Genomic DNA, 23,275 nt, shown 5'->3' with positions numbered 1-23,275 from the left:
CCTTTCATTTCAGCTCTTAGGCTTGGTAAGCATAAGAAGATTTGAAAGAATTCATGGCTTCAGTCAATGTTTTTTCACTTTCGTCGGACATCGCACCTGATGCGTTGATTGCTTCTAAAACACCAGGATGTTGAGTGCGTACAAAGCTCAAAAATTCCGCTTCGAAAGCCAATGCCTTGGGTACTGGTACATCTTCGTAAGAACCATTATTGATGGCCCACAAAGTCAAAGCCATTTCGGCTGTATCCAAAGTGCTGAATTGTTTTTGTTTCATCAATTCAGTAACCACTTCGCCGTGTTGCAGCTGTTTGCGTGTAGCTTCATCCAAATCGGAAGCAAATTGCGAGAAGGCTGCCAATTCACGATATTGGGCAAGTGCTAAACGGATACCGCCACCCAGTTTTTTAATTACTTTGGTTTGCGCTGCACCACCTACACGCGATACCGAAATACCGGCATTAATTGCAGGACGGATACCGGCGTTAAACAAGTCGGTTTCCAAGAAAATTTGACCGTCGGTAATCGAAATAACGTTCGTCGGTACGAATGCAGATACGTCACCGGCTTGCGTTTCGATAATCGGCAACGCAGTCAAAGAACCTGTTTTGCCCTTCACTTCACCATTAGTCAGTTTTTCAACTTCGTGTTCATTTACACGGGCAGCACGTTCCAACAAGCGGGAGTGTAGATAGAAGACGTCACCAGGATAGGCTTCGCGACCGGGAGGGCGGCGCAGCAACAGGGAAATTTGACGGTAAGCAACAGCTTGTTTGGACAAATCATCGTATACAATCAACGCGTCTTCACCGCGGTCGCGGAAGAACTCGCCCATAGTACAACCTGCATAAGGTGCGATATATTGCAGAGCCGCAGCTTCAGAAGCGGTCGCAGCAACCACAATCGTGTGTCCCATTGCACCATGCTCTTCCAATTTGCGTACTACGTTAGCAATAGAAGATGCTTTTTGACCGATTGCAACATAAATACAGATAACGCCTGTACCTTTTTGGTTAACAATAGCATCCAATGCTACGGCCGTTTTACCTGTTTGACGGTCACCAATGATCAGCTCACGTTGACCGCGACCAATCGGAACCATTGAGTCAATGGCCTTCAAACCGGTTTGCATCGGTTGGTCAACCGATTTACGGGCAATCACACCTGGTGCAATTTTTTCGATAGGTGCGGTAGAAGATGTATTGATCGGGCCTTTGCCATCAATCGGGCGACCCAGCGCATCTACAACGCGACCAACCAATTCACGACCGACAGGTACTTCTAAAATACGGCCGGTACAAGTAACTGTGTCGCCTTCTTTAATATGTTCGTATTCACCCAACACTACGGCGCCGACGGAGTCACGCTCCAAGTTCATCGCCAAACCGAAAGTGTTACCCGGGAATTCGAGCATCTCACCTTGCATTGCGTCTGATAAGCCATGAATACGAACAATACCGTCTGTTACAGAAATAACGGTACCACGGGTACGCACTTCTGTATTTCCAGACAGATTTTCAATTTTAGCTTTAATCAAATCGCTAATTTCAGCAGGATTAAGCTGCATGAAAACTCTCCTAATTTGTCATAGTCGCATACAGGGCATTCAATTTACCCTGCACCGACAAATCCAAGACCTGGTCACCCACTTCAACTTTGACACCGCCAATTAATTCAGGCGCAACTTCAGTTGTAATTTGCAACTTACTGTCAAAGTGTTTTTTCAATATTTCAGCCAACTCAGCCAATTGATCTTCAGTCAATGGATAAGCACTGTAAATTACAGCGGACTTAGTATGATTGAATGACAAGGTTAAAGCTTGATATTGAGCATAGACTTCAGGCAATACGGGCAAACGTTTTTGCTCCGCCAGAACAGTAATGAAATTTTTCAATTCATCACTTTTTAACTCAACGAGTTCGGCAAGTACATTTACCTTTTCAGAAGTATTTGTTTCAGGTCGCTCAATCAAAGAAATGACTTTCTCATTTTGAACAACCGCGGCTAATTCTTCCAGTCCGCCCAACCAAGACTCAATTTGGTTTTTTTCCTGCGCCAGATTGAATAATGCTTTCGCATAAGGTCTGGCAATCGTTGCGAACTCAGCCATAAGATTACAGCTCCTGTTTTAAAGCACTGAGCAACTGCGCATGTTTGGAAGTATCAACTTCACTGCGCAAAATAGACTCGGCACCTTTAACCGCCAACGCAGCAACTTGTTCACGCAAAACTTCGCGTGCACGATTCATTTCTTGCTGCGCATCGGCTTTAGCTTGTGCTGTAATCCGTACCGCCTCGACAGAAGCTTGTTCTTTTGCTTCTTCTACGATTTTGGCGGCACGTTTTTCGGCGTTAGCTACCATTTCGGAAACTTGGTTACGCCCTTCAGCCAAGAGTTCTGCAACTTTCTTCTCTGCCTGTTCAAAATCGCTCTTACCGCGCTCGGCAGCAGCCAAGCCTTCGGCAATTTTTGCGGCACGCTCATCTAATGCTTTTGCGATCGGCGGCCACACAAATTTCATGGTAAACCAAACTAAACCGAAAAAGACGATGATTTGAGCGAATAAGGTTGCATTAATATTCACGTTAGTTAACCTTCGTACTAGTGTTAATCAAACAGACCAAAGTCTGTATCTAGACGGATCACACCGTTTGATTATGCACCTGCAAACGGGTTAACGAAGGCGAACAACAGCGCAATAGCCACACCAATCAGGAATGCAGCATCAATCAGGCCAGCAATCAGGAACAATTTAGTTTGCAGTGGACCAATCAATTCAGGCTGGCGCGCAGAAGATTCCAAATATTTAGAACCTACCATTGCGATACCGATGGAGGCACCCAATGCACCCAATGCAACGATCAAACCACATGCAATAGCAATCAAACCCATTTTAAACTCCTTAAGAAAACAAAGGTTAAACCACAAATAAAGATAAAACTACCTAGAAAATTTAGTGGGCATCATGAGCTTGTCCAATATAGACAAACGCCAAGGCCATAAAGATAAATGCCTGCAGGGTAATCACCAAAATATGGAAAATCGCCCATGCCAATCCGGCAAGAATGTGAAAACCAAACAGAATCGGATCCAGCACTTCAACGCTTCCAGATGTCGCCCAAGCGCCACCCAGCAAAGCAATCAAAAGGAATACAAGTTCGCCAGCATACATATTACCGAACAACCGCATACCGTGAGAAACTGTTTTAGAGAGGAATTCGACCAGATTCAAAAGGAAGTTGGCAGGAGCAAGTTTGGCGCCGAACGGAGCACTGAACAACTCATGAATCCAACCACGAACACCTTTGATTTTGACATTGTAATAAATACAAATTAATAAGACTCCAATAGCCAACGCCAACGTAGTATTCAAATCCGCGGTCGGCACGATACGCAACAATGCATGATGGTTACCGGTAGCGTTTTGCCATAACCATGGCAGCAAATCTACCGGCAGCATATCCATAGCATTCATTAGGAAAATCCATACAAACAGCGTCAAACCTAATGGAGCAATGGCTTTTCGAGATTGTTCATTATGAATAATGCTTTTGCACATATCATCCACAAACTCGAACAAAATCTCTACGGCAGCCTGAAAACGCCCCGGCACGCCCGCCGTTGCCTTCTTAGCACCACGCCAAAGTAGGAAGCTTCCTAATACACCCAACAAAACAGCAAAGAAAATCGCATCAAGATTGATAAACGAAAAATCGGCAATATTTTTCAGGCCTTGTCCTTGGGCAACATCCGACAGACTGGTCAAGCTTTGTAAATGGTGCTTGATGTAGTCGGCAGCGGTCATTGTTTCACCTGCCATAATGCTTCACTCTCAACAATACTAAAAAAACCAAATGACTGACACCGAGCAATCCGAACAAGAACGGAAAGAATATTAAAGACTGATGCCAAACCATGAATACGGCAAGCATCATCACCAGCGACAGCACTACTTTTAAAACTTCCCCAGCAATGAATGCTTTACCATGATACAAAGGGTTACACTTGGAAAGTTTTAAAAGTAAAACTGCAATAGAAGACGGGACTAAATAACAAACTCCCCCTACGGCAGAAGACCAAAATCCATTCATACCTGCAAAAACTGCACTTATTGCAGAGATAATGAATAAAACAACAACTTGATAAACTAAAATCTGATTCATGCAAATTAGAAGCTACAACGAAATGGCCAAGCAGCGATACTAGAATATAATGAAGAAGCCTATACACGTCAAGGGATAGTTAATCTTTGTGAAATAATAACTCCTACCACATTCTTAACTTCTACACTACAATTTTCGATCATATCACAAATTACATTAAATTACAGCCATTGCCCAGTAATTTTATTTCAATAAAAAAGTCATCTGAAAATTGGAGAATAAGTTTTCAGACGACCTTAATTCTAAATTTTCTGCGCAACCTAATTTACATATGATAATCAATGCCCAATTGTTTCAGTAGATACTCGAATGTTTCCGGCGTATCGAAGTGGAGGACGATTTTGCCTTTTTTGTGATTGGTGGTTTTGACTTCGGCGTTAACACCCAGCCTTTCGGTCAAAAAGTCGTTCAGACGACGTATATCGGGGCTAATGGTTTTTTTGATTTCCTGTTTTGCCTGATGGGCGACTTGACTGCGGCGTTCGACTTCGCGTACCGACCAACCGTTTTTCACCGCTTTTTGCGCCAATTCGAGTTGCTCGACCACAGGCAGGGTCAGCAGGGCGCGGGCGTGTCCCATCTCAAGATGGCGGTGGTAGAGCATTTCTTGGACAGGCTCGGGCAGGCTCAACAGGCGCAGGCTGTTGGAAATGGCGCTGCGGCTTTTGCCGACTGCTTTGGCGATGGTTTCGTGAGTCAGCCCGAATTCGTCGGCGAGGCGTTTCAAACCTTGCGCTTCTTCAATCGGGTTTAAGTTTTCGCGTTGCAGGTTTTCAATCAAACCCATTGCCAGCGCGGTTTCGTCGCTGATGGTTTTGATGACGACCGGAATCTCGGTCAGGCCGGCGAGCTGGGATGCGCGCCAGCGACGTTCGCCGGCAATCAGTTCGTATTGGGAAAGGCCGTGTTCGCGCACGATAACCGGCTGGATAACGCCTTGCGCCTTAATTGAATCCGCCAGTTCCTGCAAGGCTTCGTCATCCATCTGTACCCGCGCTTGATAGCGGCCGGGCTGGATGTCGTTGATGGCGACGGTAGTCAGGCGGTCGCTGCTGCTGTTGTCCACGCCGTTGGAAATCAGGGAATCTAAACCGCGGCCCAAACCGCCTTTTGCTTTTGCCATATTGAATCCTTTTCAGACGACCTTCCATAAAGCGCGTATTCTAGCGGATATTCGCAGGTGGCGACAATTTATATCCCATCGTCTGTATTTATCAGACCGTATATTTTCAGCTAAAATCCAGCCTTCTATTTTTTATCGAACTACTCGTCATTCAATGCTTTATTCTTTTCTTATCGATATGTGGGATATTCTGCGCCTGCGCTATAAGAATCCTGCTGATTATTTCTATACGCTGCCCGTTATTTTGGCGATTTTGCTGCTGTTGGGCATCATCAATGCGGCAGATATGTCGCTCTTGCTCGGCGTCAGCACTGCTGCTGTCGTCTTTGCCGTGTTGGTTACCGTCATAAGGTGGCTGATTTTGAGCCGTGTGATGCGTTATGTTTTAAGTAAAAACAGCGCGCCGCGCCTGCCTTTATGGGGATTCATCTTGGCATCGGAGGCTTTGATGATTCCTACTCTGTTGGTATTTTATATACCGCAAAGTGCACCGCTTCTGATGGTTTGGAAGACCTGGGCATTTTGGACGCAGGCTGTCGGCTTGATGAGAATAGGACAGGTCAAAGTTTGGGCAGTACTTAAAGGCTATTTTTTATCTTTCTGCTGCTTTGTCGTAATCTCAGGAATTTTGCTGAATCTGTTTACGCTGGCGGGCTGGTTGGATAAGGCAACTCTGATGCATAATTTTGAGGCATTAATGACTTCCATGGAGCAAGCAAGATAAAGAAAATGTCATCTAACCCAAAACTGCCCCCCCAAAGTTAGACACATCCCCTCCAACCACCAAGGTGCAGTTTTTTATGACCAAATATACATTACACTTCAAATACTAAGCCATACCCCACTACCTGCACATACGCAGCCAACAGCGTAGCGCAGACCACTACAGCATCTCACAAACCCACCTGCCGCGTTGGGTAACAGTCTATCAGGAAGGCGGCATCGGTGGTCTCGGACGTAACGGGTTCTTTGACGATTCAGGTGATTGATTGGCAGCCGATCGAACAGTACCTGAATCGTCAAAGAACCCGTTACGTCCGAGACCACCGCGGCCGTCCCGCCTATTCCCTGTTGTCCATGTTCAAAGCCGTCCTGCTCGGACAATGGCACAGCCTCTCCGATCCCGAACTCGAACACAGCCTCATCACCCGCATCAACTTCAACCTGTTTTGCCGTTTTGACGAACTGAGCATCCCCGATTACAGCACCTTATGCCGCTACCGCAACTGGCTGGCGCAAGACGACACCCTGTCCGAATTGCTGGAACTGATTAACCGCCAACTGACCGCAAAAGGCCTAAAAATAGAGAAAGCATCCGCCGCCGTCATTGACGCCACCATTATTCAAACCGCCGGCAGCAAACAGCGTCAGGCCATAGAAGTTGACGAGGAAGGACAAGTCAGCAGCCAAACCACACCGAGTAAAGATAAAGATGCTCGTTGGACAAAGAAAAACGGTTTATACAGACTCGGTTACAAACAACATACCCGTACCGATGAGGAAGGCTATATCGAGAAACTGCACATCACCCCCGCCAATACCCATGAGTGCAACCACCTGTCGCCTTTGCTGGAAGGTATAGCCGAAGGTACGACCGTCTATGCCGACAAAGGCTACGACAGTAAGGAAAACCGGCAACATCTGAAAGACCATCAGTTGCTGGACGGCATTATGCGCAAAGCCCACCGCAACCGTCCGCTGACGGAAGCGCAAACCAAACGCAACCGATATTTGTCGAAAACCCGTTATGTGGTCGAACAAAGCTTCGGTACGCGGCACCGTAAATTCCGCTACGCCCGGGCAGCCTATTTCGGACTGATTAAAGTGAGTGCGCAAAGCCATCTGAAGGCGATGTGTTTGAACCTGTTGAAAGCGGCTAACAGGCTAAGTGTGCCTGTTGCCGCCTAAAAGGCGGCCCGGATGCCTGATTATGGGGTATCCGGGGAGGATTAAGGGGGCATTTGGGTAAAATCAGGAGGTATTGGGGGGAAGGAAATGGCCGAAAACCTGTGTTTGGGTTTCGGCTGTCGGGGGAAGGGCTTTTTTGCAAAGGTCTCAGGCTAAGTGTGCCTGTTGTCGCCTAAAAGGCGGCCCGGATGCCTGATTATCAGGCATCCGGGGATGGATTAAGGGGGCATTTGGGTAAAATTAGGAGCAATTAGGGGCGGAAATAGACGAAAACCTGTGTTTGGGTTTCGGTTGTCGGGGGAAGGGCTTTTTTGCAAAGGTCTCTTTATGTGCCTTTAATACCCTAATGGCTGCCCGGGCAGTGTCTTCGGCTTTTAAGTTCTTCAATTTGCAGACGATGGTGTAGCGGGTAACGCGTTCGACCAAGGTCAGTAATGCGCTTTTCTGTCCTTTGCCGATGATGGTGTCGGCTTCCCAATCGCCGATGCGGGTTTTCTGGTCGACGATAGCGGGTCGGTTTTCTATGCCGACGCGGTTGGGCACTTTGCCTCTGGTCCATGTGCTGCCGTAGCGTTTGCGGTAGGGTTTGCTGCATATTCTGAGGTGTTGCCACAACGTGCCGCCGTTGCTTTTGTCTTGGCGAAGGTAGCGGTAAATGGTGCTGTGGTGGAGCGTGATTTGGTGGTGTTTGCTCAGGTAGGCGCATACTTGTTCGGGACTGAGTTTGCGGCGGATAAGGGTGTCGATGTGTTGAATCCGCTGCGAATCGAGTTTATAGGGTTGTCGCTTACGCTGTTTGATAGTCCGGCTTTGCCGCTGGGCTTTTTCGGCGCTGTATTGCTGCCCTTGGGTGCGGTGCCGTCTGATTTCGCGGCTGATGGTGCTTTTGTGTCGGTTAAGCTGTTTGGCGATTTCGGCGATGGTGCAGTGGCGGGACAGGTATTGGATGTGGTATCGTTCGTCTTGGGTTAGTTGCGTGTAGCTCATGGCAATCTTTCTTGCAGGAAAGGCCGTATGCTACCGCATACTGGCCTTTTCCTGTTAGGGAAAGTTGCACTTCAAATGCGAATCCGCCTAGCTTTCTACTCTTGAGACAGTTAGAAAACCGCCTGCAACACCAAATAAGAGATCACGGACAACACTGCAGCTGCCGGCAATGTAATCACCCAAGCCAAACCAATCGGTTTCATCAGTTTCCAGTTAGCATTGCGGTTAACCAAACCGATACCTAAAACCGCGCCAACCAAAATATGGGTACTCGATACTGGCAAACCCATTAAGGATGCTGCCATAACAACGGCTGCAGCAGAAAGTTCGGCAGCAAAACCGGAAGCAGGGTGCATTTCCGCCAAGCTGGTTCCGACGGTTTTGATAACCTCTTTACCGACAAACCATAATCCGACAATCAGTGCGATGCCGAAGGTCAGCATAGCGATAGGCGGGACAGCGTTTTGCGCGGTAATACTGTTGGTACGCAATGCATCCATAATGGCGGCAAACGGCCCGATGGCGTTGGCAATATCGTTCGCTCCATGGCTGAATGCAAAACCACAGGCAGTGAAGACCTGCATCCAAGAAAATATTTGAAAAGTAGATTTATCGAGATCTTTGCGCTTAATGCTTTTAGCAAATACAAACGTCGCCATCCAAATTACCGCGCCGACCATAAAGATAATCAGAAAACTGTTGACATTACTCATGCCCAAATGCAGATTGTTCAATCCTTTGAAAATCAGCATCGCTGCAATCATCATACCGCCTATAGAGCCGATAAAGGGAACCCAGGAATGAAGGGCTTTATAGGAATCGACATTGTTTTTCCGATTATCCAATTCATACAGCCCGCGATAATAGTCGGACTGTAATTCGGAAGGTTCGAAATCAGGTTCGTCGTAAAGCTGCGCATCGTGTGCTACTTTGGTAGCATATTCGACTTTTTCAGCTTCGTTCAGAGCTTCAAAGAAAAGACGATGTTGCTCTTTGTATGCTTTCTTTTCCTGTTTGATGGTTTTGAGGGTTCCTTCCGCCCAATCGTTGTAATCTAATACATTTTTCTTAATACGGGAGAAAACGAGGTAGGAAACCAACCCGCCCAACATCGGCGACAGTACCCATGAAAGGGCAATCTCTCCAAGCTTGCCCCATTGGATAAGCGTACCCGCATCAATTTTGTGCATAACCGCCATACACAACGCACTACCGACAATACCACCGATAATGGCGTGGGTAGTCGACACTGGCAGTCCCTTACGAGAAGCGAACAAAAGCCATAATGCTGCCGCCAAAAGCGCGGACATCATAATGAAGACGAATTGCATGGGTTGCAAATCCAACCCGTTTAAATCTACGATACCTTTACGAATGGTATCTGTAACCTCGCCACCCGCTATAACGGCTCCGCTGACTTCAAATACAGCGGCAATCAAGAGTGCCTGCGGGATGGTCAACGTGCCGGAGCCGACACTGGTTCCGAACGAGTTGGCAATATCGTTGCCACCGACGTTAAATGCCATAAATACGCCGAACATCGTGGCGATGATGAAAAGTATAGGATTGTTGTAATGTGTATACCCCAGACCCCAATAAATAAAATAGCCGACCATGCCCACCAGCATAGCGGCAAAAGCGGCGTTAATAAGCTTCAAGTTCGCACTCGGTTGAGTTTGAGCCATGGAAGTTTTCCTTTGGAAATACGAAAGTTGGCAGATTCGGAATCTCTGTCTAATTGTAACCTTTTTACAATCTTTCTTGAAATATTTCTTTATCTCCTCCAATCCTGAATCCGAATAAAATCTGAAACAGCGTTACAATGTTTCTTTTTGCCTACTTCAAAATCACAATTTTATGAATATCCGAAACTATATCGGCATTATGTCCGGCACCAGTATGGATGGTGCGGACGCAGTTTTAATCCGCATAGAAGGCGATCGATGGCGTGAAGCTGTCTCCCACGCATTCATCCCCTATTCAGACGACCTTAGGCATGAATTGCTGGATTTGCAAAATATCGGCAATAATGAACTGCACCGCAGTATGCTGCTATCTCAAAAACTAAGCTGCCTTTACGCAGATACGGTTTCTTTACTGCTAAAACAAACCAACCTGCAAGCCCACGATATTGCCGCCGTTGGCTGCCACGGACAGACTGTCCGCCATGCCCCCGAAGCAGGATACAGCATACAACTTGCCGATCTACCGCTTTTGGCACATCTGACCGGTATCTTTACCATCGGCAATTTCCGCAGCAGGGATTTAGCGGCAGGCGGACAAGGTGCACCTCTTGTCCCCGCATTCCATCAAGCCTTGTTCCAAAGCGACTCCGAGACACGCGTTGTTTTGAATATTGGTGGTATTTCCAACATCAGCGTCCTGCCAAATTCCTCTCCGGCATTCGGCTTTGATACCGGACCGGGCAATATGCTGTCCGATGCATGGATGCAAGCCATTTGGCAACGTCCTTATGACAAAGACGGCTTGATTGCGGCAACAGGAACCGTTTTACCCGATCTACTAACCCGCCTGCTCGAGCACCCATATTTTTCCTCCCCATACCCAAAAAGTACCGGGCGTGAATTATTTTCATTAGATTGGTTGAAAGGTCGTCTGAAAGGTGGCGAAAAACCGGAAGACATTTTGCGAACGTTACTCAAGTTTACTGCCCAAACGATTTATGATGCGACCATCTCAGCCGCTCCTGATGTTTGCAATCTTTATGTTTGTGGAGGCGGTATTCGCAATCTCGTTTTAATGGAAGATTTGCACCAACTTTTTTCCTCTACCACGAAATTACATAGTACAGCAGCACTCAACCTTGATCCGCAATGGGTCGAAGCCGCTGCCTTCGGCTGGCTTGCCTCTTGTTGGATGAATAAAATTCCAAGCAGTCCACACCATGCGACAGGGGCAGAAAAATCCTGTATTTTGGGTGCAGGACATTATCCCTAATATGTCTCACTAGTTTCATTAGTTACTTTGCGACCCATAGCAAACCATAAGCTGTTCCCTCTATTTCATACACATTTAAGATAAAGACAGAAATTAAATTGCTGCTATGAAAACAGATAGAGACCTTTGCAAAAAAGCCCTTCCCCCGACAGCCGAAACCCAAACACAGGTTTTCGTCTATTTCCGCTCCTAATTACTCCTGATTTTACCCAAATGCCCCCTTAATCCTCCCCGGATACCTGATAATCAGGCATCCGGGCCGCCTTTTAGGCGGCAACAGACACACTTAGCCTGTTGGCCGCTTTCAACAGGTTCAAACACATCGCCTTCAGATGGCTTTGCGCACTCACTTTAATCAACCCGAAATAGGCTGCCCAGGCGTAGCGGAATTTACGGTGCAGCGTACCGAAGCTTTGTTCGACCACATAACGGGTCTTCGACAAATATCGGTTACGTTTGGTTTGCGCTTCCGTCAGCGGACGGTTACGCTGGGCTTTGCGCATAATGCCGTCCAGCAACTGATGGTCTTTCAGGTGTTGCCGGTTTTCCTTACTGTCGTAGCCTTTGTCGGCATAGACGGTCGTATCTTTGGCTATACCTTCCAGCAAAGGCAACAGGTGGTTGCACTCATGGGTATTGGCGGGAGTGATGTACAGTTTCTCGATATAGCCTTCCTCATCGGTACGGGTATGTTGTTTGTAACCGAGTCTGTAGAGGCCGTTTTTCTTTGTCCAGCGGGCATCTTTGTCCTTACTCGGTGTGGTTTGGCCGCTGACTTGTCCTTCTTCATCGACTTCTATAGCCTGACGCTGTTTGCTGCCGGCAGTTTGAATAATGGTGGCGTCAATGACGGCGGCGGATGCTTTCTCTACTTTTAGGTTTTTTTCGGTCAGTTGGCAGTTAATCAGTTCCAGCAATTCGGACAGGGTGTCGTCTTGCGCCAGCCAGTTGCGGTAGCGGCATAAGGTGCTGTAATCGGGGATGCTCAGTTCGTCAAAGCGGCAAAACAGGTTGAAATCGATGCGGATGATGAGGCTGTGTTCGAGTTCGGGATCGGAGAGGCTGTGCCATTGTCCGAGCAGGACGGCTTTGAACATGGACAACAGGGGATAGGCAGGACGGCCGCGGTGGTCTCGGACGTAACGGGTTCTTTGACGATTCAGGTACTGTTCGGTCGGCTGCCAATCAATCACCTGATCCAACTTCAATAGTGGGAAGCGGTCGATGTGTTTGGCAATCATGGCTTGTGCGGTTTGCCGGAAGAAGGTGCTCATGAGAAATCCCCTAAATGTCTTGGTAGGAATTTAGGGGATTTTGGGGAATTTTGCAAAGGTCTCAGATAGTTTAACCATAAAAAAACGCACCTTATTAAAAGGTGCGTTTTAATTTCTACGATTTAGAATTTGGCGCCGGATTGGTTGGCCATATAGTCAACCGCAGCTTTGACTTCGTCATCGCTCAGGCTTGAGTTACCGCCTTTTGCCGGCATGGAGTTGAAGCCCTCAATCGCGTGTTTGTGCAGGGTATCTTTACCTTGTTTGATACGCGGAGCCCAATCGTCTTTCTTGCCTATGCCTGGAGCACCGGGGATGGTGCCGCCGTGACACATTTTGCAGTTGGCTTCAAAAACAGCTTTACCGTCTACTTTGGTAGATGAAGCGTCTGCTTTTTCTGCAGGTTTGGCTTCAGAAGTAGCAGGTGCTTTTGCATCAGTTGCTGAAGCAGCTTTTTCAGCTTGAGCCGGAGCGGAAGCAGATGAAGCGGCAGTAGATGATGCAGCGGTAGAAGCAGGTGCCGGAGCAGGTTCAGCTTTTTTCACCAGTGCTTTGCCGTCTTTGTTAGACAGACCCCATACATACGCAGTCATGATGTGGAGTTTGTCTTTATCCAAGAAATGACCCCAAGCAGGCATCTGGCTGTGTCGACCGTTGGTGATGGTTTCGATAATCGATTTTTGAGTACCGCCCCACAACCATACGTCGTCGGTTAGGTTCGGACCCAAGCCTTGAATACCTTGACCTTTATCGCCGTGACAAGTAAAGCAGTTTGCGGGAGGACCGCTGAACAATGCTTTACCGCGGGCAGCGCGTTCTTCATCGTATTGATCTTTAGGTTTGGACAAGGACATGACATAGTTTGCCACATCTTTTACGCGCTCTTCACCCAGTGCAGGACCCCATGCAGCCATTTGTGCCGTACGGCCTTTTTCAATGGTCTCATGGATTTTCTCAGGTTCGCCGCCCCACAGCCAATCGCTGTCGGTCAAATTCGGGAAACCTTTAGAACCTTTGGCATCAGAACCGTGACATTGGATACAGTAGGTATTAAAGAGGTTTTGACCGATGGCGCGTGCTTCAGGATCTTTCGCCACTTTCTCAATCGGCATTTTGGCAAATTTGGCATAAACTTTGCCGTACTCTTGATCGGCTTTAGCCATTTCTTTCTCGTATTGTCCCTTGCTGCTCCATTTCCACTGTCCTTTATAATCGCCCAAACCCGGATACATGACCAAGTAGCCGATACCGAACAGCCAAGTACAGACATACAGCCAAAACCACCAACGCGGCAGCGGGTTGTTGTATTCTTCAATACCGTCCCATTCATGACCTGTCGTTTTAACTTCTTCGCCCTTTTTAGGACGCTTCACAACGTTTTGGGAAAGCAGCAGCCATGCCAAGCCGATAAAGCTGAGCACGACAATAACTGCAATGTATATATTCCAGAAATTGCTGGTAAATTGGGATGTTGTGTTCATTCTTTTGCTCCGTGATCACGGACTAAACTGTTATCGCCCGTCTTTTTCAGACGACTCTTTATCATCATTGTCGAAAATACTGTTGGCAGCATCATCGTAGTTCTTTTTATTACGTCGATTAAAAACAATATAAAGCACTAAGATGAAGCTGATAAAAACCCAAACAGTAAAGAGCGAGCGAGCCCAGTTTGCGTCCATGATGTTACCTTACGTTTTTCAATGCCAAGCCTAAGCCTTGCAGGTATGCAATCACCGCATCCAGCTCTGATTTGTCTGCCAAAGCTTCAGGAGCTTTTGCAATCTCTTCATCGCTGTAAGGCGTACCAACTTTACGCAGGGCTTTCATATGCGCCACGGTTGCTTCGGCATCAACTTTGTTGCGTGCAAGCCATGGGAAAGCAGGCATATTGGACTCCGGCACAACGTCGCGCGGATTCAGCAAGTGGATGCGGTGCCATTCGTCGGAATAGCGGCCGCCCACACGAGCCAAATCCGGACCGGTACGTTTGGAACCCCATTGGAATGGATGGTCATAAACAGACTCACCGGCAACAGAGTAGTGACCGTAACGTTCGGTTTCTGCACGGAACGGACGAATCATTTGAGAGTGACAGTTGTAACAACCCTCGCGGATATAGATGTCACGACCAGCCACTTGCAAAGCGTTATAAGGTTTCACACCTTCAATAGGCTGGGTTACAGCCTTGGAGAAGAACAGCGGCACGGCTTCAATCAACAGACCTACGCTGACTACAAGCAGGGTAAATACAATCAGGACGCCGACTTTTTCTTCAGCTAATTGTTGTAATTTCATTTTGGTAGCCTTTTCTTATGTTTTTAGTGGTGCTGGGTTTGAGACACCGCGGGAATCTCGGCATCAACCGCTTTGCCACTGATGGCTGTACGGTAAACGTTGTATGCCATGATACACATACCGCTCAGGTACAGCAGGCCGCCGGTGAAACGAATCATGTAGTAAGGCATGGTGCGTTTAACTGACTCTACAAACGAATAAGTCAAAGTACCGTCAGCGTTCAGAGAACCCCACATCAGACCTTGCAATACACCGGCAATCCACATGGAGGCGATATACAGAACCACGCCGATGGTCGCAATCCAGAAGTGTGCTTCTACCAATTTGGTGCTGTACATTTCATTTTTACCGAACAGACGCGGAATCATGTAGTACACGGAACCAATGGTCACGAAACCTACCCAGCCCAAAGCGCCGGCATGAACGTGTGCGACAGTCCAGTCAGTGTAGTGGCTCAAAGCGTTGACGGTTTTGATGGACATCATCGGACCTTCAAAGGTGGACATACCGTAGAAGGACAGAGAAACGATCAAGAATTTCAAGATAGGGTCGGTACGCAATTTGTCCCATGCGCCGGACAAGGTCATGATACCGTTGATCATACCGCCCCAAGAAGGTGCGAACAGAATCAGGGACAACACCATACCCAAGGACTGGGTCCAGTCAGGTAGCGCGGTATAGTGCAAGTGGTGAGAACCTGCCCACATATAGGTAAAAATCAAAGCCCAGAAGTGGACGACGGACAGGCGGTAAGAATAAACCGGACGGCCTGCTTGTTTCGGTACGAAGTAGTACATCATACCCAAGAAGCCCGCGGTCAGGAAAAAGCCCACCGCGTTATGGCCGTACCACCATTGAACCATCGCATCGATCGCACCCGCGTAAACGGGGTAAGATTTCATCAGACCAGCAGGGATGCTGATGTTATTGACAATGTGCAACAGAGCAACGGCCAAAATGAAGCCGCCGTAGAACCAGTTGGCAACGTAGATGTGTTTGATTTTACGTTTGGCAATCGTACCGAAGAATACGATGGCGTAAGCGATCCAAACCAAAGCGATCAGGATGTCGATAGGCCATTCCAATTCAGCATACTCTTTAGCTTGGGTATAACCCAAAGGCAGGCTGACGACTGCAGAGACGATAACCGCCTGCCAACCCCAGAAGGTAAATGCCGGCAGCCAACCGCCGAACAGGCGTGCATTACAGGTACGTTGAACAACGTAGTATGATGTACCCATCAGACCGCAACCGCCGAACGCAAAAATTACCGCGTTGGTGTGCAACGGACGCAGACGGCCGAAGTGGAACCAGGGGCCGACATCTGATAAATCGAGGGCGGGGGCAAACAATTGGGCGGCGACAATGACGCCGACCAACATGCCCACAATACCCCAAACTACGGTCATGATGGCGAACTGGCGCACCACTTTGTAGTTATAAGTTTGTGTGTCCATGAGAGTCTCCATGAATTATGGGAATAAAAATTTTTTATCTCACTTTGCCGTATGCATTTTGAAAAAACGCAATAAGGGCTAGGTTTAAATTTTTCTAAATTTAACATATAAGACAAGCCTAGCCAAGCGGAATTACATTTCACACCATATGACCGCACCATCGATTTTTTATATTTTTTACTTTATAATCATAATGTTATTTAAAAACCCTCCCAATAGTACTACTTTATTTTTTCAAGCCTCCCTTTTGAATGAGGCTTTATTGATATAAATTGAATTGCATAATCCACCCTTTTCATTCATAAAATTTAACAAATGAACCAATAGTTATGATTAATTACAAAATCACCCCCAACCCGCTCGCCCACGAGTGGCACATCCGCCTAACATTCCGACAAGAACATGATTTGGAAACAGAAATCAGCCTTCCGAACTGGGTTCCCGGCAGCTATCTGATACGCGATTTCTCGCGCAACATTACGACCATCCGCGCCTTTTGCAACGGCGAATATACCCATCTGACCCAAGTCAAAAAAAACCGATGGCGCACTGCCCCGCAGTCCGGCGAGTGGGAAATTTACTACACCGTTTACGCCTACGACCTGTCCGTCCGCGGCTCGTTTTTGACTGCCGAACGCGGGTTCTTTGACGGTGCATGCCTTTTTTTGCAGGTAAACGGACAAGAAAACAGCACACACCAAATCGAATTCCCCATCCTGCCAAAAACATGGCAGATTGCCACCACTCTGCCCCAAACCAACGTCCACGGTTTTCAGACGACCTCATACCATGACTTAATCGACCACCCTGTCGAACTGGGCAACATCGAATTTCTCGATTTTGAAGCCGGAGGCATCCCGCACCGCATCGCCTTGAGCGGCCACTATCCCGATTTCGACCGCGACCGCCTCGTGTCAGACATCCGCACAATCTGCGAAACCGAACTGGCCATGTTCCCCTCCCCTGCCCCGTTCACCCATTACCTCTTCCTGCTCCACGTCGGCGACAACATCTACGGCGGACTGGAACACATCAGCAGCACCGCCCTGCTCGCCGACCGCCACAGCCTGCCGCCGCACGGCATGACCGACGCCAACGATGCCTACACCCAACTACTCGGACTGTTCTCACACGAATACTTCCACGCCTGGAACGTCAAATCCATCAAACCCGCCGCCTTCGCCCCCTACGACCTCGACCGCGAAAACTACACCGAGCAGCTCTGGGCATTTGAAGGCATCACCTCATACTACGATGACCTCTTCCTCGCCCGAAGCCGCACCATCGCCCCCGAAGCCTACCTGCGCCTGCTCGCCCAAAGCATCACCCGCGTGCAGCAAACTAAAGGTCGTCTGAAACAAAGCCTTGCCGAATCCAGCTTCACCGCTTGGAACAAATTCTACAAACAAGACGAAAACAGCCCCAACGCCATCGTCAGCTACTACCAAAAAGGCGCACTTGCCGCCCTCTGCCTCGACCTCGCCATCCGCAGCAAAAGCAGCGGACGACACACCCTCGACAGCGTCATGCAGCAACACTACCGCGATTGGCTGAAGACCCGGCAAGGCATCCCCGAAAAACAATGGCAAGCCCGTTGCCAAGCGTTTACCGGCCTAGACCTCGAAGACTTTTTTCAGACGACCCTCTACTCCACCACCGATCTGCCCCTTGCCGAACTCCTCGCCACCATAGGCATCGGACTGCAATGGCAGGCACAACCGCGCAGCCACGGCGGCGCATTCCTGCCCGAACCGCCAACCGAAACGCCCGCCCCCGCGTCCGACTTCGGTGCCAGGTTCAAACAAAACAGCGACCACGCCATCCTGACTCACGTCTTCAACGGCGGCAGCGCAGAAAACGCCGCCCTCTGCCCGCAGGACAAAATCATCGCCATCGACGGCTACGCCTGTACCGACCTTGCCGCACAGTGGGCGCAACTCCCCATCGGCGCCACCGCCCGCCTCCACTACTTCCGCACCGGCATCCTGTACGTCGCCGACATCACCGTCCAAGCCGCCGAAGCCGATACCGCCGTTCTCTACATCACCGACCGCGAATTATTTGAAAACTGGCTTTATAATGACCGAGCCTGATTTTCAGACGACCTCGAGTGCCGGATCGAGGTCGTCTGAAAATCCACTTACAGAAAGGAAAACCCATGTCTATCCAAAAACTTGCCGACAACCTCTACATCGCCCCGCAGCTGACCGAAGCAGACGTACAAGAAGCCGCCAAACTCGGCATCCAAACCGTCATCTGCAACCGTCCCGACGGCGAAGAAGAAAACCAAGTTACGTTCAAACAAGTCGAAAGATGGCTTGAAGCCGCAGGCATCCGCGAACACCACCATCAGCCCGTCGTCGCGCCCGCCATCAACGCCGCCGATGTCGCCGCTTTCCAAAACCTGCTCAAAAGCGTTCCCCAACCCGTCCTCGCCTACTGCCGCACCGGCACCCGCTGCTCACTGCTCTGGGGCTATCATCAGGTGCAAAACGGTGCACGCGTCGCTAAAGTCGTCGCTGCCGCACAACAAGCAGGCGTCAACCTGAGCAATTTCGAAGCCCGCCTGCAAGACGCGCAACAAAACGGTCTGGCGTAACACGCTACCCGTTTACCCAAACGCAAAGGTCGTCTGAAAAACAGTTTCAACGAAATGAAACTGGTTTCAGACGACCTTTTTTACTGTTTCATCAAACACATTCATGCCTGTTCTACAAGCTTGAATCACGTTTTAATCGTCTTCACAACAACCTGTGCTTCAAAGCGGGCAGTCTGGTGCGCACGCTTTGCAGCCTTGCAGCGTCCAAATCGGAGATGACGATGCCCTCGCCTTCGGGCAATACGTCCAAGATTTCGCCCCACGGATCGATAATCATGCTATGACCGAACGTTCGCCTGCCGCTTTCGTGTTCGCCGCCTTGCGCCGAAGCGATGACGTAGCATTGATTTTCCACCGCGCGGGCGCGCAGCAACAATTCCCAATGCGCTTTGCCTGTCGTGTAAGTAAAAGCGGCGGGCAGCAGCAAAACGTCAAACGGCTGCTGGGCGCGGAAAAACTCGGGAAAACGCAAGTCGTAGCACACGCCTGCGGCAAGCGGCACGCCGTCGGCGGTCAATTTCGGCACATCACCGCCCGCGCTGATGGTGTCCGCCTCGGCATAGCGTTCACCCAAGCCTGAGAAACCGAACAGGTGCATTTTGTGATACAGCCCGATTTGCGTGCCGTCGCGGTCGTACACCAACATCGTGTTCATCACTTTTCCCGCATCGGGGCTTTCCAGCGGAATCGTGCCGCCGAACAGCACGACGCCGCATTCCGCCGCCGTCTCGCTCAAGGTCGTCTGAAAACGAGCGCAGCGAGTTTCGCCAAAACGAGCGTAGCGGGTTTCGCTAAAATTACTACCGACTAAAGGTTCGGCAAAAGCCAGTTTGTCAGTATCCTTGCGCCCCATCAGCGGCCAATATTCAGGCAGCAACACCCAATCCGCGCCTTGTTCGGCTGCTTGGCGCACGAGGCGTTTCATGGTGTCGATGTTGGCATCGGGATTGGTGGACGAAATCATTTGTACGGCGGCTGCGCGGATGTTTTTTTGCATGTCAGTTCCTATCTGCGTGTTCAGACGGCCTGCCGACAGGTCGTCTGAAAGAAGATTCACGGTATGTCCAAAGAAAATACCTGTACTATTCTCTGTGTAATTTGAAACAACGGCATAGGCTTGCTATTTGATACGGCAGTTCGCTTCGTTTTTGATACGGCACACATCATCAGCCGTCATTTCCGTCCACTCGCAATGCGCCGATATAGTGGATTAACAAAAATCAGGACAAGGCGACGAAGCCGCAGACAGTACAGATAGTACGGCAAGGCGAGGCAACGTCGTACTGGTTTAAAGTTAATCCACTATATAAATAAACCGTATCGAAAACATGGCAAAGGTCGTCTGAAAATCAGTTTTCAGACGACCTTTTTGAATAATTGAATAATGCTCAATGGCGGCACGTTTTCACAACGGCTTCGGTTCAAACTTTCGGCAGCCAGCCGCGTATGCGTTTTTCCATTGCGTCAGCACTCAAGCCCAAATCGTCCAAAAGTTTTTTCGGATCGCCGTGTTCGGTTACGGTGTCAGCAACGCCCAAAAGAAAAACGGGTTTGCAGATGCCGTGTTTCGCCAACACTTCCAACACCGCGCTGCCTGCGCCGCCTTGTTCGGCGTTTTCTTCGGCGGTAACAATGTAGTCGTGGCTTTGGGCGAGGCGGACGATGAGTGCCTCGTCTATCGGTTTGACGAAGCGCATATCGGCGACGGTGGCGTTCAGTTTTTCGGCAACCGCCAATGCGGGGGCGACCATGCTGCCGAAGGCAATGAATGCGGTTTTCTCGCCTTGGCAGCGGATGACGCCTTTGCCGATGGCTACGGTTTCGAGGCCGTCTGAAACGGGCGCGCCTGTTCCCGTACCGCGCGGATAGCGGACGGCGGCGGGGGCGTCTGCCTGATAGCAGGTCGAAAGCAGCAGGCGGCATTCGTTTTCATCGCTCGGCGCGGCAACAATCATGTTCGGCACGCAGCGCAAGAAGCTCAAATCGTACAAACCGGCATGGGTCGGGCCGTCCGCGCCGACGATGCCCGCGCGGTCAACGGCAAACAAAACGGGCAGGTTTTGCAGGGCGATGTCGTGCACCAGTTGGTCGTAGGCGCGCTGGAGGAAGGTGGAATAAATGGCGACAACGGGCTTCATGCCTTCGCAGGCCAAACCGCCGGCAAAGGTAACGGCGTGCTGCTCGGCGATGCCGACATCGAAATAGCGGTCGGGAAATTGTTGTTCGAATTCGACCAGTCCGCTGCCCTCGCGCATGGCGGGGGTAATCGCCGCCAATCGGGAATCTGCCGCCGCCTGGTCGCACAGCCATTGGCCGAATACTTGCGTATAGGTCGGTTTGGCGGCGGGCTTGTTTTCTTTTTCAGACGACGTTGCGGTTTTGAGGTCGTCTGAAACGTCTTTGGGCAGGTTGGCAACGGCGTGGTATTTGACGGGGTCGTTTTCGGCGAGTTTGTAGCCGTTGCCCTTTTTGGTGATGACGTGCAGCAGTTGCGGACCTTTGCGGCCGCGCAAATCTTTCAACACGTCAACCAGATGCTCGACGTTATGTCCGTCGACGGGGCCGGTGTAGCGGAAACCGAAGTTTTCAAACAAAGACAGCGACTGCTTGGCGTGTTCGGCTTCGCCCGCCAGCGTTTTGATTTTGTGCTCGACTTTTTGGGCAAGCTCCATCGCGCCGGGCAGCTTGTCCAAAACCTTGCTCGATTGCGCCTTGATGGTGCTCAATACGCCGCGCATATCGCGCACGACGTTGCTGGCAAGGTATTTCGGCAGCGCGCCGACGTTGGGGGAAATCGACATTTCGTTGTCGTTGAGGATGACCAGCAGGTTCACGTCCATGTCGCCCGCGCAGTTCAAGGCTTCAAACGCCTGACCCGCTGTCATCGCGCCGTCGCCGATAATGGCGACGCTGCGGCGGTCGCTGCCCAAGAGTTTGTCTGCCGCCGCCATGCCCAAAGCCGCGCCGATGGAGGTGGATGAATGTCCTACGCCGAAAGCGTCGTATTCGGATTCGCTGCGCTTGGGGAAACCCGCCAAGCCGCCGTAGCGGCGCATGGTGTGCATTTGGTTTTTGCGTCCAGTGAGGATTTTGTGCGGATAGCTTTGATGGCCGACGTCCCAAACCAGCTTGTCTTCAGGCGTGTGATAAACGTAGTGCAGAGCCACCGTCAGTTCGACCGCGCCTAAGTTGCTGGCGAAATGACCGCCGGTTTGTCCGACGGAATCCAACAGGAACTCCCGCAGCTCGGCGGCAACCTGCGGCAGCAGGCTTTTATCCAGCCTGCGCAAATCCTGCGGCAGATGGATGGTGTCTAATAACGGAGTGTGGCTCATGGTGTGTCTTTGCGGGCTTATTGTGTCTATCGGGCAATTATAGCAAGAGTTGTCCTGTTCGGATAAAGGGTTTTGACGAAGCTTTGTTTTCAGACGACCTGATTTAACTGTCTATTGATAAAGGGTTTTGACGAAGCTTTGTTTTCAGACGACCTGATTTAACTGTCTATTTATATAAAGGTCGTCTGAAACTGCCTCTTTCAAACCTAAAATCATTCTACTGCCGCTCCAGCCATTCATCGCGGGTTTGTTTGGCAGCGGCAAAATAGCGGTAAAGGGCGGCGCGGTCTTCTTCGGACAGGATGCGTTCGAGTTCGGACAACTGGGTACGCAGACCGCCTATCAAATCCAACAGGCTGTTTTTGTTGGCAAGGCAGATGTCCGTCCATACGGCGGGATGACTGGATGCGATGCGCGTAAAATCACGGAAGCCCGTGGCGGCAAATTCGAGGTAGCGCCGACCATCGGGATGATCGGCGATCTGGTGGACGTAGGCAAAGGCGGCAAGATGCGGCATATGGGAAACGGCGGCAAAAACGGCATCGTGTTCTTCTGCGCTCATACGGAAAGTCTGCGCTCCGACTGCCCGCCACAAATTTTCAACCAGGCCGGCGGCCTGTTCATCTTCTTCCCCATGCGGCGTGATCACCAGCTTCCTATCCTGAAACAATCCGAACTGTGCGGAAAGCGCGCCGCTCCTGTCAGAGCCTGCAATCGGATGGGCAGCGATGCAACGGGACAAATGTTCGGGCAGGACGCTGCGGAAAGCCTGAACGGCAGATTGTTTGGTACTGCCCACATCGGTAACCACGGTATGCGCGTTCAAATAAGGTCGGACGGCGCGGCAGATGTCGGGAAATGTGGAAACAGGCGTAGCGATAACGGCCAAATCCGCTTCGTGCATACTCAAAACGTCGATTTGCGTGTAGGCGCGATCGATGACGCGCCGTTCAAGCGCACGGTCAAGGTTGTCACGATCCAAATCGATGCCGGTTACCGTATCGACCAATCCGAGCCGTTTCAAGTCCAACACGAACGAGCCGCCAATCAGCCCGACACCGATAAGGACGATGTGTTTGAGTGTATTCATGGCAGGTACGCGGGACAAAGGTCGTCTGAAAACGGCACGCCCGCTATTTTAGGAATTAATTGTCCGCATTCTATCGTATCCGAAAGG

At 49.9% G+C, this 23,275-nt stretch carries 20 protein-coding genes and 2 pseudogenes; 5 read left to right on the top strand and 17 right to left on the bottom strand.

Translation table 11 applies throughout. The features are described from left to right. Positions 1–16: 16 nt before the first annotated feature. From atpA to J7445_RS00645, 7 genes are all read right to left on the bottom strand, one after another. Positions 17–1,564, bottom strand: coding sequence for a F0F1 ATP synthase subunit alpha (gene atpA / locus J7445_RS00675; protein WP_019270020.1), 1,548 nt, complete (start codon positions 1,562–1,564; stop codon positions 17–19). A gap of 10 nt (positions 1,565–1,574) precedes the next feature. Continuing rightward, positions 1,575–2,108 (bottom strand): F0F1 ATP synthase subunit delta, encoded by a 534-nt coding sequence (locus J7445_RS00670; RefSeq protein ID WP_019270019.1) that lies wholly within the window; start codon positions 2,106–2,108, stop codon positions 1,575–1,577. A gap of 4 nt (positions 2,109–2,112) precedes the next feature. After that, complete coding sequence (locus tag J7445_RS00665) at positions 2,113–2,583, bottom strand: F0F1 ATP synthase subunit B (protein ID WP_019270018.1); 471 nt, start codon at positions 2,581–2,583, stop codon at positions 2,113–2,115. 71 nt (positions 2,584–2,654) lie between these two features. After that, positions 2,655–2,891: a F0F1 ATP synthase subunit C gene (atpE, locus tag J7445_RS00660; protein ID WP_002214801.1), complete on the bottom strand. Its 237-nt coding sequence runs from the start codon at positions 2,889–2,891 to the stop codon at positions 2,655–2,657. 61 nt (positions 2,892–2,952) lie between these two features. Beyond that, the gene (gene atpB, locus J7445_RS00655) at positions 2,953–3,819 is read right to left on the bottom strand and encodes a F0F1 ATP synthase subunit A (RefSeq protein WP_070654511.1); all 867 of its coding nucleotides are present in this window, start codon (positions 3,817–3,819) and stop codon (positions 2,953–2,955) included. Continuing rightward, on the bottom strand, positions 3,809–4,162 hold the full coding sequence (locus J7445_RS00650; RefSeq protein WP_083310340.1) for an ATP synthase subunit I: 354 nt from the start codon (positions 4,160–4,162) through the stop codon (positions 3,809–3,811). Before J7445_RS00650 ends, atpB begins: the two co-directional genes overlap by 11 nt. A gap of 265 nt (positions 4,163–4,427) precedes the next feature. Further along, positions 4,428–5,285, bottom strand: a complete 858-nt coding sequence (locus J7445_RS00645) for a ParB/RepB/Spo0J family partition protein (protein ID WP_070654513.1) — start codon at positions 5,283–5,285, stop codon at positions 4,428–4,430. Positions 5,286–5,439: 154 nt separating this feature from the next. Between J7445_RS00645 and J7445_RS00640 the strand changes: the two genes are divergently transcribed. Beyond that, entirely contained in the window at positions 5,440–6,009 is a 570-nt protein-coding gene (locus J7445_RS00640; protein WP_070654515.1) for a hypothetical protein, read from the top strand. A gap of 254 nt (positions 6,010–6,263) precedes the next feature. Continuing rightward, a pseudogene (locus J7445_RS00635) lies at positions 6,264–7,193 on the top strand (IS5 family transposase); the annotation flags it as partial. Between the two features lie 321 nt (positions 7,194–7,514). Here J7445_RS00635 and J7445_RS00630 read toward each other — a convergent pair. Together J7445_RS00630 and J7445_RS00625 are read right to left on the bottom strand one after the other, a co-directional pair. Next, a pseudogene (locus J7445_RS00630) lies at positions 7,515–8,180 on the bottom strand (IS30 family transposase); the annotation flags it as partial. A gap of 110 nt (positions 8,181–8,290) precedes the next feature. Beyond that, positions 8,291–9,865 carry an inorganic phosphate transporter gene (locus J7445_RS00625; protein ID WP_070654496.1) on the bottom strand — a complete coding sequence of 525 codons (1,575 nt, stop codon included), beginning with the start codon at positions 9,863–9,865 and terminating at the stop codon, positions 8,291–8,293. A gap of 172 nt (positions 9,866–10,037) precedes the next feature. On the opposite strand from J7445_RS00625, the gene J7445_RS00620 reads away from it, so the two are divergent. Then, positions 10,038–11,138 carry an anhydro-N-acetylmuramic acid kinase gene (locus J7445_RS00620; RefSeq protein WP_019270008.1) on the top strand — a complete coding sequence of 367 codons (1,101 nt, stop codon included), beginning with the start codon at positions 10,038–10,040 and terminating at the stop codon, positions 11,136–11,138. Between the two features lie 266 nt (positions 11,139–11,404). On the opposite strand, the gene J7445_RS00615 is transcribed toward J7445_RS00620, so the two are convergent. From J7445_RS00615 to ccoN, 5 genes are all read right to left on the bottom strand, one after another. After that, on the bottom strand, positions 11,405–12,412 hold the full coding sequence (locus J7445_RS00615; protein WP_209283087.1) for an IS5 family transposase: 1,008 nt from the start codon (positions 12,410–12,412) through the stop codon (positions 11,405–11,407). Between the two features lie 122 nt (positions 12,413–12,534). Continuing rightward, a complete protein-coding gene (gene ccoP / locus J7445_RS00610) occupies positions 12,535–13,893 on the bottom strand; it encodes a cytochrome-c oxidase, cbb3-type subunit III (protein WP_019270009.1) in 1,359 nt (452 codons plus the stop codon). 30 nt (positions 13,894–13,923) lie between these two features. Beyond that, a complete protein-coding gene (locus J7445_RS00605) occupies positions 13,924–14,091 on the bottom strand; it encodes a cbb3-type cytochrome oxidase subunit 3 (protein WP_019270010.1) in 168 nt (55 codons plus the stop codon). A 4-nt stretch (positions 14,092–14,095) separates the two neighbouring features. Then, positions 14,096–14,707: a cytochrome-c oxidase, cbb3-type subunit II gene (gene ccoO, locus J7445_RS00600; RefSeq protein WP_003741675.1), complete on the bottom strand. Its 612-nt coding sequence runs from the start codon at positions 14,705–14,707 to the stop codon at positions 14,096–14,098. A gap of 23 nt (positions 14,708–14,730) precedes the next feature. Next, positions 14,731–16,164 (bottom strand): cytochrome-c oxidase, cbb3-type subunit I, encoded by a 1,434-nt coding sequence (ccoN, locus tag J7445_RS00595; RefSeq protein ID WP_019270011.1) that lies wholly within the window; start codon positions 16,162–16,164, stop codon positions 14,731–14,733. Between the two features lie 329 nt (positions 16,165–16,493). Between ccoN and J7445_RS00590 the strand changes: the two genes are divergently transcribed. Both J7445_RS00590 and J7445_RS00585 read left to right on the top strand, forming a co-directional pair. Then, on the top strand, positions 16,494–18,257 hold the full coding sequence (locus J7445_RS00590) for a M61 family metallopeptidase (protein ID WP_070654482.1): 1,764 nt from the start codon (positions 16,494–16,496) through the stop codon (positions 18,255–18,257). Between the two features lie 65 nt (positions 18,258–18,322). Beyond that, the gene (locus J7445_RS00585; RefSeq protein ID WP_070654483.1) at positions 18,323–18,763 is read left to right on the top strand and encodes a TIGR01244 family sulfur transferase; all 441 of its coding nucleotides are present in this window, start codon (positions 18,323–18,325) and stop codon (positions 18,761–18,763) included. A 142-nt stretch (positions 18,764–18,905) separates the two neighbouring features. Here J7445_RS00585 and J7445_RS00580 read toward each other — a convergent pair whose 3' ends face one another. The 3 genes from J7445_RS00580 to J7445_RS00570 form a co-directional block, all read right to left on the bottom strand. After that, on the bottom strand, positions 18,906–19,760 hold the full coding sequence (locus J7445_RS00580) for a carbon-nitrogen hydrolase family protein (RefSeq protein WP_070654484.1): 855 nt from the start codon (positions 19,758–19,760) through the stop codon (positions 18,906–18,908). 424 nt (positions 19,761–20,184) lie between these two features. Next, a complete protein-coding gene (dxs, locus tag J7445_RS00575) occupies positions 20,185–22,098 on the bottom strand; it encodes a 1-deoxy-D-xylulose-5-phosphate synthase (RefSeq protein ID WP_070654485.1) in 1,914 nt (637 codons plus the stop codon). Between the two features lie 217 nt (positions 22,099–22,315). Then, entirely contained in the window at positions 22,316–23,188 is an 873-nt protein-coding gene (locus J7445_RS00570; protein WP_070654486.1) for a prephenate dehydrogenase, read from the bottom strand. Positions 23,189–23,275: the final 87 nt, after the last annotated feature.

Source organism: Neisseria sicca (assembly GCF_017753665.1).
GTDB lineage: Bacteria > Pseudomonadota > Gammaproteobacteria > Burkholderiales > Neisseriaceae > Neisseria > Neisseria flava.
This window is presented reverse-complemented; position numbering and strand designations above follow the sequence as displayed.